This is a genomic window from Streptomyces sp. NBC_00249 (genome assembly GCF_026342355.1).
Taxonomy (GTDB): domain Bacteria; phylum Actinomycetota; class Actinomycetes; order Streptomycetales; family Streptomycetaceae; genus Streptomyces.
In genome coordinates this window covers 1,027,415-1,041,413 of the sequence record NZ_JAPEMV010000001.1, presented here as the reverse complement: position 1 = coordinate 1,041,413, position 13,999 = coordinate 1,027,415, and the positions used below count along the sequence as shown (strand labels likewise).

At 69.3% G+C, this 13,999-nt stretch carries 19 protein-coding genes; 10 read left to right on the top strand and 9 right to left on the bottom strand.

Going from position 1 to position 13,999, the window contains the following annotated elements; translation table 11 throughout:
* Positions 1-52: 52 nt before the first annotated feature.
* From OOK31_RS04615 to OOK31_RS04605, 3 genes are all read right to left on the bottom strand, one after another.
* Positions 53-685, bottom strand: a complete 633-nt coding sequence (locus tag OOK31_RS04615; protein ID WP_267011026.1) for a WhiB family transcriptional regulator — start codon at positions 683-685, stop codon at positions 53-55.
* Between the two features lie 111 nt (positions 686-796).
* The gene (locus tag OOK31_RS04610; protein ID WP_267011025.1) at positions 797-1,552 is read right to left on the bottom strand and encodes an ATP-binding protein; all 756 of its coding nucleotides are present in this window, start codon (positions 1,550-1,552) and stop codon (positions 797-799) included.
* Positions 1,549-2,667 (bottom strand): hypothetical protein, encoded by a 1,119-nt coding sequence (locus OOK31_RS04605; protein WP_267011024.1) that lies wholly within the window; start codon positions 2,665-2,667, stop codon positions 1,549-1,551. The genes OOK31_RS04610 and OOK31_RS04605 overlap by 4 nt, the downstream gene beginning before the upstream one ends.
* 730 nt (positions 2,668-3,397) lie before the next feature.
* Here OOK31_RS04605 and OOK31_RS04600 point away from each other — a divergent pair.
* The 10 genes from OOK31_RS04600 (at position 3,398) to OOK31_RS04555 (ending at position 10,328) form a co-directional block, all read left to right on the top strand.
* On the top strand, positions 3,398-3,571 hold the full coding sequence (locus OOK31_RS04600) for a hypothetical protein (RefSeq protein WP_267011023.1): 174 nt from the start codon (positions 3,398-3,400) through the stop codon (positions 3,569-3,571).
* 131 nt (positions 3,572-3,702) lie between these two features.
* Complete coding sequence (locus tag OOK31_RS04595) at positions 3,703-5,049, top strand: helix-turn-helix transcriptional regulator (RefSeq protein ID WP_267011022.1); 1,347 nt, start codon at positions 3,703-3,705, stop codon at positions 5,047-5,049.
* 226 nt (positions 5,050-5,275) lie between these two features.
* On the top strand, positions 5,276-5,701 hold the full coding sequence (locus tag OOK31_RS04590; RefSeq protein WP_266444638.1) for a thioesterase family protein: 426 nt from the start codon (positions 5,276-5,278) through the stop codon (positions 5,699-5,701).
* A gap of 514 nt (positions 5,702-6,215) precedes the next feature.
* The gene (locus OOK31_RS04585) at positions 6,216-6,557 is read left to right on the top strand and encodes a metalloregulator ArsR/SmtB family transcription factor (RefSeq protein ID WP_033221504.1); all 342 of its coding nucleotides are present in this window, start codon (positions 6,216-6,218) and stop codon (positions 6,555-6,557) included.
* Between the two features lie 74 nt (positions 6,558-6,631).
* The gene (locus OOK31_RS04580; RefSeq protein ID WP_267011829.1) at positions 6,632-8,287 is read left to right on the top strand and encodes a SulP family inorganic anion transporter; all 1,656 of its coding nucleotides are present in this window, start codon (positions 6,632-6,634) and stop codon (positions 8,285-8,287) included.
* Positions 8,284-8,706 (top strand): pyridoxamine 5'-phosphate oxidase family protein, encoded by a 423-nt coding sequence (locus OOK31_RS04575; RefSeq protein WP_033221501.1) that lies wholly within the window; start codon positions 8,284-8,286, stop codon positions 8,704-8,706. Before OOK31_RS04580 ends, OOK31_RS04575 begins: the two co-directional genes overlap by 4 nt.
* Positions 8,703-9,128, top strand: a complete 426-nt coding sequence (locus OOK31_RS04570; RefSeq protein ID WP_267011021.1) for an ATP-binding protein — start codon at positions 8,703-8,705, stop codon at positions 9,126-9,128. Before OOK31_RS04575 ends, OOK31_RS04570 begins: the two co-directional genes overlap by 4 nt.
* A 16-nt stretch (positions 9,129-9,144) precedes the next feature.
* The gene (locus OOK31_RS04565) at positions 9,145-9,549 is read left to right on the top strand and encodes an STAS domain-containing protein (RefSeq protein ID WP_267011020.1); all 405 of its coding nucleotides are present in this window, start codon (positions 9,145-9,147) and stop codon (positions 9,547-9,549) included.
* Positions 9,550-9,593: 44 nt separating this feature from the next.
* Positions 9,594-9,815 (top strand): alkylphosphonate utilization protein, encoded by a 222-nt coding sequence (locus tag OOK31_RS04560; protein WP_030648694.1) that lies wholly within the window; start codon positions 9,594-9,596, stop codon positions 9,813-9,815.
* Positions 9,816-9,992: 177 nt separating this feature from the next.
* A complete protein-coding gene (locus tag OOK31_RS04555) occupies positions 9,993-10,328 on the top strand; it encodes a helix-turn-helix transcriptional regulator (protein ID WP_267011019.1) in 336 nt (111 codons plus the stop codon).
* Positions 10,329-10,589: 261 nt separating this feature from the next.
* Here OOK31_RS04555 and OOK31_RS04550 read toward each other — a convergent pair whose 3' ends face one another.
* From OOK31_RS04550 to OOK31_RS04525, 6 genes are all read right to left on the bottom strand, one after another.
* A complete protein-coding gene (locus OOK31_RS04550; protein ID WP_167745551.1) occupies positions 10,590-10,748 on the bottom strand; it encodes a DUF6126 family protein in 159 nt (52 codons plus the stop codon).
* Positions 10,745-10,948 (bottom strand): hypothetical protein, encoded by a 204-nt coding sequence (locus OOK31_RS04545; RefSeq protein ID WP_267011018.1) that lies wholly within the window; start codon positions 10,946-10,948, stop codon positions 10,745-10,747. Before OOK31_RS04545 ends, OOK31_RS04550 begins: the two co-directional genes overlap by 4 nt.
* Positions 10,945-11,391, bottom strand: a complete 447-nt coding sequence (locus OOK31_RS04540; RefSeq protein WP_267011017.1) for an ATP-binding protein — start codon at positions 11,389-11,391, stop codon at positions 10,945-10,947. The genes OOK31_RS04545 and OOK31_RS04540 overlap by 4 nt, the downstream gene beginning before the upstream one ends.
* A 37-nt stretch (positions 11,392-11,428) precedes the next feature.
* Positions 11,429-11,605: a hypothetical protein gene (locus OOK31_RS04535; protein ID WP_267011016.1), complete on the bottom strand. Its 177-nt coding sequence runs from the start codon at positions 11,603-11,605 to the stop codon at positions 11,429-11,431.
* Positions 11,606-11,736: 131 nt separating this feature from the next.
* Positions 11,737-12,480, bottom strand: a complete 744-nt coding sequence (locus OOK31_RS04530; RefSeq protein ID WP_267011015.1) for a carbonic anhydrase — start codon at positions 12,478-12,480, stop codon at positions 11,737-11,739.
* Between the two features lie 488 nt (positions 12,481-12,968).
* Positions 12,969-13,955: a thiopeptide-type bacteriocin biosynthesis protein gene (locus tag OOK31_RS04525; protein ID WP_267011014.1), complete on the bottom strand. Its 987-nt coding sequence runs from the start codon at positions 13,953-13,955 to the stop codon at positions 12,969-12,971.
* Between the last annotated feature and the right edge of the window lie 44 nt (positions 13,956-13,999).

Genomic DNA, 13,999 nt, shown 5'->3' with positions numbered 1-13,999 from the left:
TGGCCGCCGGCGGCGCGCATGGTCGACCGGTCGGGAGGTGGCGCCGGGCAGGTCATGCCGCCTTCCGCAGAGCGTCGTTGAGCTCGCGTGTCTCGGCCTGGCGCGGTACCTGGCAGAACGTTTCCTCGGGTGCGCTTCCGTCGTCGCTGCCGGCGGGGCTGGCCTGGCTGTCCGCGGCGGGGACCTTCCAGTACCGGTCGCGGTCTGCCACTGCGTGCGCAGCCCGGCGCAGGAGGTCGCGGGCGTGGTCGAAATCGACCCCGAGGACGTAGGCCAGCCGTGAGGTGCTCCAGCCGCGTACGTGGGCGGCGCGGGTGACGGCGTCGCGCTCAGCGGAGGAAAGGTGGACGTCCCGGCCCATGAGGGCCGCGCGGACCCGCTCGTAGTCGAGTCGCTTGGCGACCTTGGCGCGCCAGGGCTTCCGTTCCGCCTCGGTCAGTCCGCCCCACAAGCCCCAGCGGATGTCGTTGTCCATGGCGTGCGTGAAACAGTCCTGCCGCACGGGGCAGGCGCCGCACAGGGTCTTGGCCTCGGCGATGTCGGCGTGGGCCCGCGGCGCGGGGAAGAACATCCGGTCGGCTTCGGCAGTGTCCAGGTTGTGGCAGTTCCCTCGGTCGTGCCACGAGATGTCGGCGATGCCACGCAGGTCGGGCACGGGCTGGGTGTTGGTGGTGATTTGGCGCATGGGATGGGTCTCCAGGGCATGCCGGGCAGCGGCGAGCGGGTGCGGCACGCAGCGGGGGTGCCAGCTGACCGGCTCGCTGGCCGGGCGGTGGAAAGTGGTGGGCGCAGGTGGTCAGGCGGCGCGGAAGCGGCGGTCGGGGCCGTCGAGGTGGACCGGGGTGCACATGCCGGACAGGCGGGAGATCACTCGGTCGCCGACCTTGTCCCGAAGCACCGGCTGCCCGGTCGCCATCCCAGGGGTACGCACCGGCGGCAGGTTCGAGGTGACGATCGTCGGCAGCTGGTTCTGCGCACGCCAGTTCAGCAGCCGGAACGTGATCTCCTCGTTCCACTCGGACGCCTTCGCAGCCCCGAGGTCGTCCAGGAGCAGCAGCGGTATCCGCACGATCCGCCGCAGCAGGTACTCCGGATCGCCACCGCCCCGGGCCCGCATCTCGCCGTACAGGTCGGCGGCGGTCGTGGCGTGCCAGCGCACCCCGCACCCGGAGGCGGTCAAAGCGCGGATTGCGGCGTACGCCTGGTGCGTCTTGCCGGCGCCGGTCGAGCCCCACAGCAGCAGGCTTCGGCCGTGGGTGATCTCCCGCTGCCCGGCAGTCCCGAAGTGCGGGTTCAGCGGGCTCGCCGCGTGGCCGACGGCGCTGCCGGCGATGGTGCGGACCCACTCGGCTACGGCCGGGTGCTCGACGCGAGCCTCGCGGTAATCGCGCGGGATTCGCAGCTGAGCGGCCTCAAGCGCGGGGATCGCTTCCGGGGTGTCCGCGATGGCGCCGGTGGGGTCGATGCCGCGCTCGGCGAGCTTGCGCCGCATCCAGGCCATCGCAGCGTTGTCCGCGGCGGTCTGGGGGTCGGCGAGGCTGGTGCGGTTCACAGGGCGACTCCGAAGATTCCGGCGGGCTCGGTGGGGTTGCGGTACGGCGTGTAGGCGGGGGAGGCGCTGGTCCAAGGCCCCGCGCCGGAGGCGGAGGACGGGTTCGAGCTCGACGACGGCGCTGGCCCGGAGTTGAGGAACTCGTTGACCAGGCTCGGCAGGACGCTGGGGTTCAGCCCCTTGGCACGCAGCCGTTCCAGTGCCGGCCTCAGGACGTCAGGGCCATAGCCCTCGTCCAGCAGTGTTCGGATCTCTTTGCCCAAGTGCCCGAGGACCTTCTTCGGCGGACGTCCTCCGGGGCAGCCGCGCAGGTAATCGGCCATCAAGACCTTCGCCGACCACTCGGTCGCGTCGGCCGCTTCCAGCACCGTTTCCGGGGAGGAGCCGAGTGCGGGCGCCTCGCGCTCCCTACAGGAAGATCCAGGATCCAAGATCCTAGATCCAGACCGTGAGTCCTCACTGAATGTGGCGCCCATTACGCCGTTTACTCCGGCTGCACCGCCCTGACCTGCGGATTCCCTCGCGGGTGTTACGGGGGGCGGGCAGGGGGGCGATGTGGCCTCGGTCTCACGCTCCTGGGTGGGAGTGGCGTGCATCACGGTGGGGGTGGAAGCGGGTGAATCGGACGGAACCGTTCGCGTGAGTGCTCCGTGAGCGTTCGCGGAATCGCCTCCGCCGACGATGCCGGCGGGCGCCTGTCGTGGGCTGGCCGCCGCAGGGATCTGGGTGTGGCACTGGGGACGGTCACACTCGCCGCACGCCTTCGCCGCCTCGTGGGTCGGGCAGCGGGGCAGTCGCGAGTCAGACGCACGGTTGATCTTCTGATGCCGGTCCCAAGTCACGATGTGCAGCCAGGACTTGCCGTCGCAGCCGGTGTACCGGCACACCAGGCCGGCCCCGGCCAACTGCTCCAAGTCACGGGCGACGTGCGTGGGGGTGTGCTCCGGGCGAAGCGCCCACAGCCGCCCCGCGATCACGGCCGGATGGTCGCGGAACCGGCCGGAGTCGTCCGCCTGGGTCAGCAGCCCGAAGAACGTGAGCACCGCGGTGACATCGACGGCGGCAAGGTCCTCGGATTCGAAAGCCTCGGGCTTGATGGTGCGAATGCGTGCCATCAGCTTTCACCCCCGCACCGGAGGCCCGAAATGGGCGGGTGAGCGGTGTTCGCTGCACAGTCCGCGGCGGCGGCCCGAGGGTCCGGCCTTTCGCGCAGGGGCGTGCCCATGCAAAACTCTCCCTGAGTGATGCCGCAGCCGGTGTGCCCAGTTGGAAGGGCCGGCGCGGTGATGACGGGTCTCTCCGGCCGTTGCCTCGGCTGGAGATAAGACTCTTCGCGTCTGGCGCCCGGGAGTTGCCTCTCCCGGGCGCCGATTGCTTTTACGGACTAGCCGCTCGGTGCGTCCTGCATGCGTTCCAATCGCCGGTCACCGGGTTGCCTCCCGGTGGGGGACGACGAACATACGCAGACGCCCGCACAAGATCCAGACCTGGCTCTACGGACCGTGAAAAGATGTACACGCCAAGCATTTTGCTGCCGTGCCAGCGCGTGCGGATGTGAGCCGCTGTTCGGTGGCGCCGCCCATGCGCACTTCCGGCGCCGCAATAAAGATCTTCAAAAGAGCCCCCACGTTCATGAACCGGCAGGCTGTCGCTCTGTACCGGCTGGTCAGGTTTGGATTTAAGCCCGCAGGCAAAGGCTTCGTCAACGGCATCTCAAGAGTGAATCCACGCGCGTAGATGGATGTGTGGGATGTGTGGAGGTCGCATAGGGAGTCCTGGTAACGTCCCTTTTTTTCAAGGGGGTTGGAGAGCGCCATCTAGCTTGCTTCGGTGATCGTCTGTGGCATGGATGATCATTCACCACCTTGCAAGAAAAACCGGCAAGGATTTGCCGCTTTCCCGATCATGGAAAACCGCAGTGAGGGAATGTCCGGATTCGTCATGCAGGTCGGCCGGGTGTCGGCGGGCATGGTTGCGCGTTTAACCAACCGCCCTGTGGTCGAGGCCACAAATTACTGATCGGTACTACTTGGGCGTATCGTCTTTGTGGGAGACACCAGGCCGGGGGGCCAGCATTCACGCTGCCCCCCGTTTTTCATGCCCTCAGGCAGGTGCCTCCCGTGTAAAACACGGAGACAAGGAAGAGCCTCATGGTTGCTCAGGGGATAGTCCCCTTCGGCGATGACCGCGCCGAGAACAAGGGCGCACGCGGCGGAGAAATCGCCGGTCAGTTCATGGGGTTCGGTGGCTGGCTGAAGCGATGGCGCCAAGCGGCGGGGATCACCCAGGCTCCGGTGGCGAGGGCCCTCGGTATGGGGGTGCGGACCTACCGCAACGTGGAGAAGGGGGCCGTTCCGCCCCGGTTCACCAAGCCCCAGTGCGAGGCGCTCGCGGATCTGCTCGGGCTCGACAAGAGCGAGCGCCACGCCCTGCTGCTCTACAACATCGGCACCACGCTCGACGGTGACCCGCAGATCGACGCCAGTCCGGAGCTGCGCCGGGCACTTCGCCTTCTGATCGACAGGCAGATGCCCTCGCCTACGTACCTGACCGACCGTAACTGGAACATCTTGGCGTTCAACGCGGCGATGGCCGAGTGGTGGCCCTGGGTCATGGAGCCGCGCGCCAACCTCATGCGCTGGGCCCTGACGAACCCCGAGGCCCGCACCCAGTACCACGACTGGGACATGCATGCCGCGGCCTACATCCGTTTGTTGAAGTTCGCCCAGGCCACCCACAAGGACAACGTCGAGCTCGTCGAGCTGATCGCCGAGGTTCGCCAGAACCCGGACGTCGAGCGGATCTGGCGCAACGAGGCAGATCTGGAGGCCGATAGGGACGGCCATGTCTTCCGGATGATCATCCCCGCCCTAGGCTGGGAGACCGTCGAAGTCGTCTCCCACGTCCTGTACCCGGCGTCGATGCCCCACTGCCGGTTCGTGGTGATCACCTGGGTCGAAGCCGAATCCTCCGATGACGAGACCGACGCATTGGGAGGCAAGCGCAACGCCTGGGCCCATGCTGAGCCCAGCGCGCCCACTCCGCAGCCCCCCGCCCAGGCCGAAGCCGATGCCGCCCGCCGTCGCGCGGCCCGAGCGCTCACCGCCCGCCTCGTCGTCGACAGCGCCGACGAGGCTGCAGCACTCGCCGGCCCCGGCGGCGTCCCGCTCCCAGCACTCAGCGCGCTGGCCGGGCCGGAGTGCCGACTCACCCTGTCGCCCGAGAATCACTCCGTGGTGTGGGCGATCCAGGAAGTCCCTGGGGAGTGGGGCATCACGCAGCTGGGTGCCGGAGCCGTCGTCGACCGCATCCACCGGCCGATCGTGGACCCCCAGGCCAGAGCGGAGCTGAAGCTACTTCTGCGCGCCTCGCTACCGGACTCCGACCAGGCGGCCATCAGCCGGCTCCACGGGCAACTGCCCCAGGTCGACCTCCGGGCCGCCCTCCTTCGCGAGATCTTCAACGACCTCCAAGAGGGCGAGGGCCCGCCCCGCTAGCCGGTGTGGTTAGCCCGCCGACCAAGGAACGTCACTTACTGTCACGTCTGCTGTCTCCGTTTGGGGGCCTGGGGGTCGGGGCGCGGTCGTCCGGACGACAGAGAGCGTCCGGACGGCTGATCCCCGCAGCTTCTGGGCCGTAGACGCCGGAGGGTGCGCCAGTCCGTCCTCGGATCGGCCGAGCGCCTCGAAGGGACGGCAGATCCCACAAATCTCAGGAGTCACTGTGTCCCGACACATCTACGACTGCCCCGTTCGCTGGTCGGACCTCGACGCGAACGGACACCTCAACAGCTCCCGTTACGGCGTCCTTCTGGAAGAGACCCGCATGCGCATGTTCAGCATGCTGGTCCCCAAGGACCCCGCCGAGCGCCTGGCCCGCAACTTCCTGCTGCGCGAGCAGACCATCCGCTACCAGCACCCGCTTGAGACCTGGGAGACTCCGGTCCGCATCGAAGCCTGGGTGGCTGACGTCAAGCGCGTCTCCCTCACCTTCCACTTCGAGGTCAAGGGCGACGAGCATGTCTACGCCACCGCGACCTCCGTCGTGGCCGGTTACGACTCCATCCGGGGCGGGATCCGCCGCTTCGAGCAGGATGAACTCGACGTGTTCAACAACTACGCCGACGCCACCCAGGCCGCCAACAGCTGAACCGCCGACGAGACAACGGGTGGTCCTCTTTGTGGTCTGCTCGAGGTACGCGGACGAGGGCGAGCCAGCGGCCTTTGGCCGTGGCGGCCCTGCCCGAGGCGTAGATGACCATGGTTGCGGAGGCTCGGACCAGGTTCAGCAGCATGGTGGCGGCCCGGAGCGGACGGGGTGGCGAGTGCTTCGATGTCGCTAGCCGCGTGTCGTAGGGCGGGGCCTGCCCGAACCGCCGGGTGTACCAGTCCTGGCAACAGCCATAGCAGTCGCCCCACCACGGGTCACGTCAGCCTGACGAGAAGTGGTGGGCGAGTCCGTCGGAGATCGAAAGGGACCTCGCCGACGGGGGTTGCGGCGAGGTCCCGATCGAACCGTACCCCTGCGGGCGGGGTCGGGTCGCACTATGTGCGAATTGCAGAAGTATGCAATTTCATAGATGCTGTGATTGCTGTGTCCATAGGTAGCCGCGGCACAGCACAGGCATTTGCCCCGCTCGGGGTGGTGAGAAGGGTGCGCGGCCATGACGGTTCCGCTGTATCAGGCCAAGGCCGAGTTCTTCCGGATGCTCGGGCACCCAGTGCGGATAAGGGTTCTGGAGCTGTTGCAGGACGGGCCGATGCCGGTACGGGACCTGCTGGCCGCGATCGAGGTCGAGCCCTCCGCCCTGTCCCAGCAGCTCGCGGTCCTTCGGCGCTCGGGGATCGTCACCTCGACCCGCGACGGATCGACCGTGGTCTACGCACTGGCGGGCGGGGACGTCGCGCAACTGATGCTGGCGGCGCGGCGGATCCTGACCGAGGTCCTGACCGGGCAGAGCGAGCTGCTGGAGGAATTGCGCGAGTCCGAGGTTCCGGCCTCGTGAGCGTGAACACTGCGCTGACGGCCGTGCTCGGCCGGGTGCGCTCGGTGCTGCCGGCCCGGGCCGACTACGCGGTCATGGCCCGCAACCCCCGTCGGGATCTCCTGGCCGGCCTCACCGTGGCGATCGTCGCCCTTCCCCTCGCCCTGGGGTTCGGGGTCTCTTCCGGCCTGGGTGCTGAGGCGGGGCTGGCCACCGCCGTGGTCGCGGGCGCGCTGGCCGCGCTGTTCGGCGGGTCGAACCTCCAGGTGTCCGGCCCGACCGGTGCCATGACCGTGGTCCTGGTGCCGATCGTCGCCCAGTACGGGCCCGGCGGCGTCCTCACCGTCGGCCTGATGGCCGGTGTCCTCCTGATCGGCCTCGCCCTGCTACGGGCCGGTCAGTACATGCGGTACGTGCCGGCGCCGGTGGTGGAGGGCTTCACCCTGGGGATCGCGTGCGTGATCGGCCTCCAGCAGATACCCAACGCACTCGGGGTCGACAAGCCCGAGGGTGAGAAGGTCCTGCTTGTGGCCTGGCGGGCACTCGTGGAGTTCGTGGCCTTCCCGAACTGGACGGCGATCGGCCTCTCCGTGGGTGTCGCGGTGGTCATGCTGGCCGGAGCGCGGTGGAAGCCGACGATCCCGTTCTCCATCGTCGCGGTGATCGCCGTGACCGTGATCGTGCAGGTCTTCCGCCTTGACGAGGCGGCGCCGATCGGGGACCTGCCCTCCGGGCTCCCCGCCCCTTCCCTCGCCTTCCTCGACGCTTCCGCGCTCGGCTCGCTGCTGGCCCCGGCGGTCGCGGTCGCGGCGCTCGCCGCGCTGGAGTCCCTGCTGTCGGCGACCGTGGCGGACGGGATGACGGTGGGCCAGCAGCACGATCCGGACAAGGAACTGTTCGGGCAGGGCATCGCCAACCTCGCGGCCCCGCTGTTCGGCGGAGTTCCCGCCACCGCGGCCATCGCCCGTACCGCGGTCAACGTCCGTACCGGTGCCTCCTCCCGGCTGGCCGCGCTCACCCACGCCGCGATGCTTGCGGTGATCGTGTTCGCCGCAGCACCCCTCGTCTCTAAAATCCCCCTCGCCGCCCTGGCCGGCGTGCTGCTGGCCACGGCGATCCGCATGGTGGAGGTCGGCTCGCTGCGCGCGATGGCGAAGGCGACCCGCTCGGATGCCGTTGTCCTCGTCCTGACCGCCGCCGCCACCCTGATCCTCGACCTCGTATACGCGGTGATCATCGGCCTCGTCGTCGCCGGAGCCCTCGCCCTGAAGGCGGTGGCGAGCCAAGCGCGGATGGAACAGGTCGACTTCCGCCCCGATCTGCCCGGCGAGCACAGCGACGAGGAACATGCCCTGCTCGCGGAGCACATCGTCGCCTACCGCATCGACGGACCCCTCTTCTTCGCCGGCGCCCACCGCTTCCTCTTGGAGCTCTCCGAGGTCGCCGACGTGAAGGTCGTCATCCTGCGCATGGCGAGGGTGACCACCCTGGACGCCACCGGCGCCCTCGTCCTCAAGGACGCCGTGGAGAAGCTGAACCGGCGCGGCATCGCCGTGATGACCTCCGGCATCCGGCCCGGCCAGCGCCAAGCCCTGGACGCCGTAGGCGCCCTGGAGCTGCTGCGCCTCAAGGGCCGCGAGTACGCCACCACCCCGGAGGCGATCGCCGGAGCCCACAAGCACCTGGAGCAGGCGGGCCTGCTGCCCCGGACGCACCACCTACCGCACCGCACCCGGAAGGCCGCTCGATGACCGTCCCCGCCGACCGCCGCATGATCGAGGTCTCCGGCACCGAAGCTCTGTGGCTCCTCGAAGGCTCCGCCCAAGGCCGCCTCGTCTACGTCCAGCGCGAGCTGGCCGTCGTCCGCCCCGCCGCACACGTAATGGAGTACGGACGGCTCGTCGTCCGCGCCCCCGTGCAAGCTGCCACGATTCCTGGACGCGCGTTGCTGACCTACCAGGTCGATGAGATCCGAACACCGGCCGGCACCGGCTGGACGGTCAGCGCGCACGGCCCGGCGGATGTCATCGCCGACCCGGATGAGGCCGCCCACTACCGGCGTACCCTGCCTGGCTGGGCGCACGGCCCCCACGACACCCTGCTGCGCCTGCATCCGCAGTCCGTTTCCGGATTCCGCCTGGCCCGCACCGCGACGGAGGCGGGCCGGTGATCGTCCGGGTCGAGACGATGCCCTACCGGCACGTGCTGGACGTGCCCGCCATGGGCTCGGCCGTCCGCATTGCCCGCGAGACCACCGAGCTGGTCCTCGTGGAATGCGGGGTGGGCCTTCGCCATCCGAGCGTCGGGCCGGCGCTGCTGATCGTGGCCGAGCTGGTCACCAACGCGGTCCGCCACGCCGCCGTGTCCTCACCGATGATCACCGTGACCTACGCGCACGGGCCGGGGGCGTTCGCGTTCGCCGTCCACGACCGACACCCCTACCAGCCTGCCCTGTTCGGGGCGCTCGGCACCGCACCGGGCAGCGGTCTGGCCATGGTGGTGGAGATGACCATGGAGCTCGGCGGCACCGCTGTCGTACGGGCGGATGCGGACGGTCGTGGCAAGGCCATCTGGATCACCCTTCCCCTGTGAAGCCGAGGAGCTGACGATGACGATCGAATGGCGCTACACGACCCGTCAGGACCTGGGGGTCCTGTCCCTGGCCGGGTATCTCGGCGCGGATGCCACCGACCGGTTCACCGGCGCGATCGGCTGGGCGCTCGCCCGGGGTACCGGGCCGGTCATTCTCGACCTGACCGGTCTGCTGGGCTGGTCGGCCGGCGGGCAGATCGCGGTCGCGCAGGCCGCCCGTCGCCTCGGCGAGAGCGGGCGCCGACTCGAGCTCGCCGCGATACCCGCGGACGGATCTCTCGTCCCGGATGCCACCTGCCCGCCCGTCCCGGTCCACTGCGACCTCGCCGCCGCCCTGGCCGCCCACGGCGCCCACGGCACGGTCAAGCAGTGGACCACCGATGACTGGCCCACCTCCCCCGAGGAACCTGCCCTCACCTGAGACCAGCACGACCATCCACGAGAACGACGAAGGACACCTGCACCATGAGCGACATCATCTTCAAGGACTCCAACGGCACCGTCCTGGAGGACGGGGACTCGGTCACCCTGACCAAGGACCTGAAGGTCAAGGGCACCTCCGAGACCCTCAAGCGCGGCACCCTGGTCAAGAACATCCGCCTCACCTCCCGCCCCGGCGAGGTCGAGTGCAACACCAAGAAGGTCAAGGGCCTGGTCTTGAAGACCGAGTTCCTCAAGAAGGCCTGACCGGCGAAGGACCCGCCCTGGGGGTCCGAACGTCACGAAGGTGCCCCGCCCAGGTCCCGTGAGTTGCAGGGATCTGCAATTGTGGAGGTCACAAGGTGTGAAGAGGGGCGAACGGATGCCCCTGCGAAGGAACGGTTCCGGGTGGATGAGATGGGCAGTCAGGACAGAGGTACGAAGGTGAGCACACCGCTGTACCAGCTGAAGGCGGAGTTTTTCAAAACGCTGGGGCACCCGGTCCGCATCCGTGTCCTGGAACTCCTGGCCGTACGCGAGCACGCGGTCGCCGAGATGCTGCCCGAGGTCGGGGTGGAGGCCGCGAGCCTCTCCCAGCAGCTCGCCGTCCTGCGCAAGGCCAACCTGGTAGTCACCCGCCGGGAGGGCTCGAACGTGTACTACAGCCTCACCCACTCCGAGATCGCCGAGCTCCTGCGGGTCGCCCGTGGCATCCTCTCCGGCGTCTTGGAGGGCCAGGCCGAACTTCTGGCCGACCTCAAGGCCAGCCGCCACGCCTGAGCGGTGCCCCACGGTGCCGGCCCTGCGGAGCCCGCACCCCACATACTGCGGCCGTCTTCCGTTAGTGCGGGTTCAACGCGCTTCTGACACCGGAAGACGGCCGCTCCCTCTTGTGTTCTGCACCGACCGCTCGGTCTCGGATACCGCTGGCCCCGAGGGTGGCCCGCATTCAGCTGTGCGCGCTCGGCGGACGGACCGAGACGGAACCTTCAACCGCCCTGCCGTCCATGGATCCCGCTGGGCGCCGCTTCAGCCCTGGTCTCATTTCTGGGCGTGTTGGCCCAGGTAGAACAGCAGCCAGATGAACCCGGCGAACACGTGCGTGCCGAAGATGTAGAAGAAGGCGCGCAGGGCGACGCCCTTCTCTTTCCATTTCTCCTGGTCCGCCGCCGTGTTCTTCTCGGGCGGGTTATCCGTCATGATGCGTCTTCCTTCCCGGTGTCCGGCTCCTGGAGCAGGTCGGTGCACGGGCGGACGAGAACCTGCATGCCGTGCTCGCCGGCGTACTTGATGACGGCCGCGACTTCCCCGGCCTCGACTGTGCGGACGTCCTGCTTGGGGCCGGTGCCGAGGTAGGTGATCTCGTACAGCGGGACGGCCCGTTGGGTGATGTTGGTCAAGGTGTGCCTTCCGGCAGGATGAAGCGGACGATGATCGTCTTGCCGCGCCCTCCGGAGGAGGGCTCGATGCGGACGTCGCCGCCGAAGGCACGCGCAAGGTCAGCCACCGCGCGCAGCCCCTGCCCGGAGGTCCGGCTGGCATCGGCCAGCGTTATCGGGCGCGAGTCCAGGTCCCCGACGGATACCACGAGCAAGTGCTCGGTCAGGTGGAGGGTGACCTCCGCATCCGGGGAGTGCTGGGCGTGCCGGATGGCGTTGGTCACCAGCTCGCTGACCACCAGGAGCACGGCCCCGAAGAGTGTGGAGGAACTATCCAGGCCAAAGAGGACCAGGGCGCGTTCGCTGCGCTCGCGCACGGCTCGTACGGAACCCGGCGCCAGCGGCACCGTCCACGCGTGCTTGCGCCCCTCGACGGCCTGCTGCCCGCCGGGGTGCCGGCCCATCACCGACGCCTCAGACCGGCCGGTGACACTGTCCGGTTCACCGGCTGTCCCCAGCGTCGGTGGCGACGCCGTGATCGCGGGCCACGCGCAATGCGTCCTCCAGCTCCTCCGCGGCCTGCGCCTCCTCGAAGGCGTCGTCAGCCTCCTGTGCAGCCTGCAGACGAGCCCGCGCCACACGGACCCGTTCCAGCGCTGCTTCCTTGAACCCGGCCACACTGCGACCCCCGTTCACCGTTTCCAGAATTAGTAAATTGCATAACTCTGCAAGTCTACCGGGTGTGGGTCCGTCAGGAGGTTCATGGTGAGTGGTGAGGCCGGCTACCCGATCTCACCTGCCCCGGCTGGTCAGGGAACCTTACGTACCCGCTGGCTGGTCAGCTCGTAGCGGGCGCCGACCACGGCCAGGCGGCCGTCCGCGACCCGGGCGGCGAGGTCCGGCTCGTCGGCAAGGCGTGCCCGGACCCGGCGCACGTTCTCGGTGACCGCCGCGTCGATCCGGGCCTCGCCTTGAAGCCGGTGGTCGATCGCCGGTCGGATCCGGTCCGCCAGGTAGCGGATGTGTGCCGGGAGCTCGCCACCGGCCTCGGCGTGCACGGCCGAGGCGACCGCCCCGCAGCCCTGATGGCCCAGGACGACGATCAGCGGGACGCCGAGCTCCAGCACGCCGTAGGCGATGCTGCCCAGGACCGCTTCGTCCAGGACTTCGCCCGCCGATCGCACGGTGAGCAGATCACCCAGCCCCTGGTCGAAGACCAGTTCCGGCGGCACGCGTGAGTCCACGCACCCCAGGACCACCGCGAATGGGTGCTGCCCGTCCACCAGCGCCCGGCGCACATCCCCGGCGCGGTCCGGATGGCTCTCGTGGAACGTTCGCCACCGGCGGTTCCCCGCCTCCAGCTCACTCCACGCACGCCCCGGCCCCAAGGGTCGCGGCCTGCCGCCGGCTGCCGCCTGGGTCCGCGGGCCTGAGGCGGCTGACGACCCGCACACCAGGCCAGCCGCTAGCGCCGCCGCCCCGCTCAACCCCACACGCACCAGTCGGCGACGTGCGACGACCACCTCGGACCCGCAGTCACGATCGACACTCATGTCCGGACAAACTAGACCCCGCTCGCGCCTGGATGCCCGGCTCCAGCCCGGCCTTGAGCAAGATTTGGGGTCCGCTCCGCTGCAGGGTCTCGGACGGCGATCTCCCGTTGACCTTATTACTCCCGAGGGGCGAGCCGGTACATCGGTGCCTGGTCAGGCGAGGGACCGTGCCGGGGTCTTGATGAGCTGGAAGGCGATGAATCCGCGCTGTCGGCTCAGTTTCTCGTACGGGACCGGGTGCTGGTGGGGCGTTGAGGCGGCGGATCGGTGTTCGACGAGGCGGTCATAGCGAGGCCGGCTGCGGAGAACTCGGTCACCCACGCTTGGAGGGGCTGGCGGCAGTAGCGGTGCCCAGATCACTGCCCGACGCCCCGCAGATTGGCAGCAGCCCGGCTGGTGAGAAGGAGCACCGCGGCCGGCGCAGGAGCTGCTGGTCACCTGTCCTCGACGGCAGGCCGCCCGGATCTGGCGTGCGGGAACCCGTCCTGTCACGGTTTCTGGCCGGCGGAAGTCGGGTTCATGATGACGGCTCGGGTGGCGTGGGCGAGGGTGGACTGTGCGCGTGCGGTGAGACCGTGACGGTTCCAGTGGAAGATCACGTGGTGGGCGAGGATGTCGCGGGGTCCGCGTTGCAGGATGCCGCTCTGGGCAGCGTTGCCGATGGCCTGCCCGGCAGTCGTGAACGCGGCGAGCCACGGGGCGGCTGCTTCCATCGTGCCGCCGGGGCCGCTCAGGGTGCGGGTGTCGAGGGCCAGTAGCCGCCGCAGTCCGTCGCCCATGCCGTTGAGGCGGTCGGGGGTGATGTCCTCGGGCAGGGGCCGCATCCGGGCCACCCGGTCCCACACGTCGCCCTGTTCGTACCAATCCAGCCCGGCCGACCGGAACAGGGCGGTGCACAGCAGCATCGACATCTCGCGCCGCCCCAGGCCCGGGGGCTGGTGGGTGCGGGCGAGGAAGTGGCGGCTGTCGGCGTGGAAGAGGCTGTGGGCGGTGTCGATGCCCTCCAGACCGCCGAAGGCGAGGACTTCCGGCTCGTAGACGGTCGGCCACCAGCGGATGATCTCTGCGGACTGGACGAGTGCACCGAGCAGTTCGGAGGTGGCGAGGTGGAGGCGGGCGGGGTCGGCGCCCGGCGCGGGCAACAGCCGCAGCCGCCAGCACGGCGCTTTGCGGATGTACCACCACGCGGCCAGGAGTCCGCTGTCCTCCAGCATCCGCAGGCGGGGGGCCAGGTGGGTTGCGGCGGCGTCTTCGGCGCGGTCGAAGTCGGCGAACTCGATGCGGACCTGGTGCCAGTCGCGGCGGGCGGCCTGCTCGGCGAGGACGGCTTGCCCGGCTGCCCGGTACAGGGTGACGGCGTCGCCGAGTTCTTCGGCGTCGATGCCCGCACGGGCGGCGGTGGCGGCGAGGGACTGCCCGGACAGGACGGCGAGGACGGCGTGTTCAGTGCTCTGGGGGGCATGCGGGGCGTTCATCAGGGGTGGTTCCTCTCCGCGGAAGGTGACGGGAAGCACGCGGC

What these genes read in the sequence shown, in the direction of transcription:
- OOK31_RS04615 (WP_267011026.1), bottom strand. Translation starts at nt 685, where the DNA reads ATGCGCCAAATCACCACCAACACCCAGCCCGTGCCCGACCTGCGTGGC.
- OOK31_RS04605 (WP_267011024.1), bottom strand. Translation starts at nt 2,667, where the DNA reads ATGGCACGCATTCGCACCATCAAGCCCGAGGCTTTCGAATCCGAGGAC.
- OOK31_RS04600 (WP_267011023.1), top strand. Translation starts at nt 3,398, where the DNA reads ATGGATGATCATTCACCACCTTGCAAGAAAAACCGGCAAGGATTTGCC.
- OOK31_RS04595 (WP_267011022.1), top strand. Translation starts at nt 3,703, where the DNA reads ATGGTTGCTCAGGGGATAGTCCCCTTCGGCGATGACCGCGCCGAGAAC.
- OOK31_RS04585 (WP_033221504.1), top strand. Translation starts at nt 6,216, where the DNA reads ATGACGGTTCCGCTGTATCAGGCCAAGGCCGAGTTCTTCCGGATGCTC.
- OOK31_RS04580 (WP_267011829.1), top strand. Translation starts at nt 6,632, where the DNA reads ATGGCCCGCAACCCCCGTCGGGATCTCCTGGCCGGCCTCACCGTGGCG.
- OOK31_RS04575 (WP_033221501.1), top strand. Translation starts at nt 8,284, where the DNA reads ATGACCGTCCCCGCCGACCGCCGCATGATCGAGGTCTCCGGCACCGAA.
- OOK31_RS04565 (WP_267011020.1), top strand. Translation starts at nt 9,145, where the DNA reads ATGACGATCGAATGGCGCTACACGACCCGTCAGGACCTGGGGGTCCTG.
- OOK31_RS04560 (WP_030648694.1), top strand. Translation starts at nt 9,594, where the DNA reads ATGAGCGACATCATCTTCAAGGACTCCAACGGCACCGTCCTGGAGGAC.
- OOK31_RS04550 (WP_167745551.1), bottom strand. Translation starts at nt 10,748, where the DNA reads ATGACGGATAACCCGCCCGAGAAGAACACGGCGGCGGACCAGGAGAAA.
- OOK31_RS04540 (WP_267011017.1), bottom strand. Translation starts at nt 11,391, where the DNA reads ATGGGCCGGCACCCCGGCGGGCAGCAGGCCGTCGAGGGGCGCAAGCAC.
- OOK31_RS04530 (WP_267011015.1), bottom strand. Translation starts at nt 12,480, where the DNA reads ATGAGTGTCGATCGTGACTGCGGGTCCGAGGTGGTCGTCGCACGTCGC.
- OOK31_RS04525 (WP_267011014.1), bottom strand. Translation starts at nt 13,955, where the DNA reads ATGAACGCCCCGCATGCCCCCCAGAGCACTGAACACGCCGTCCTCGCC.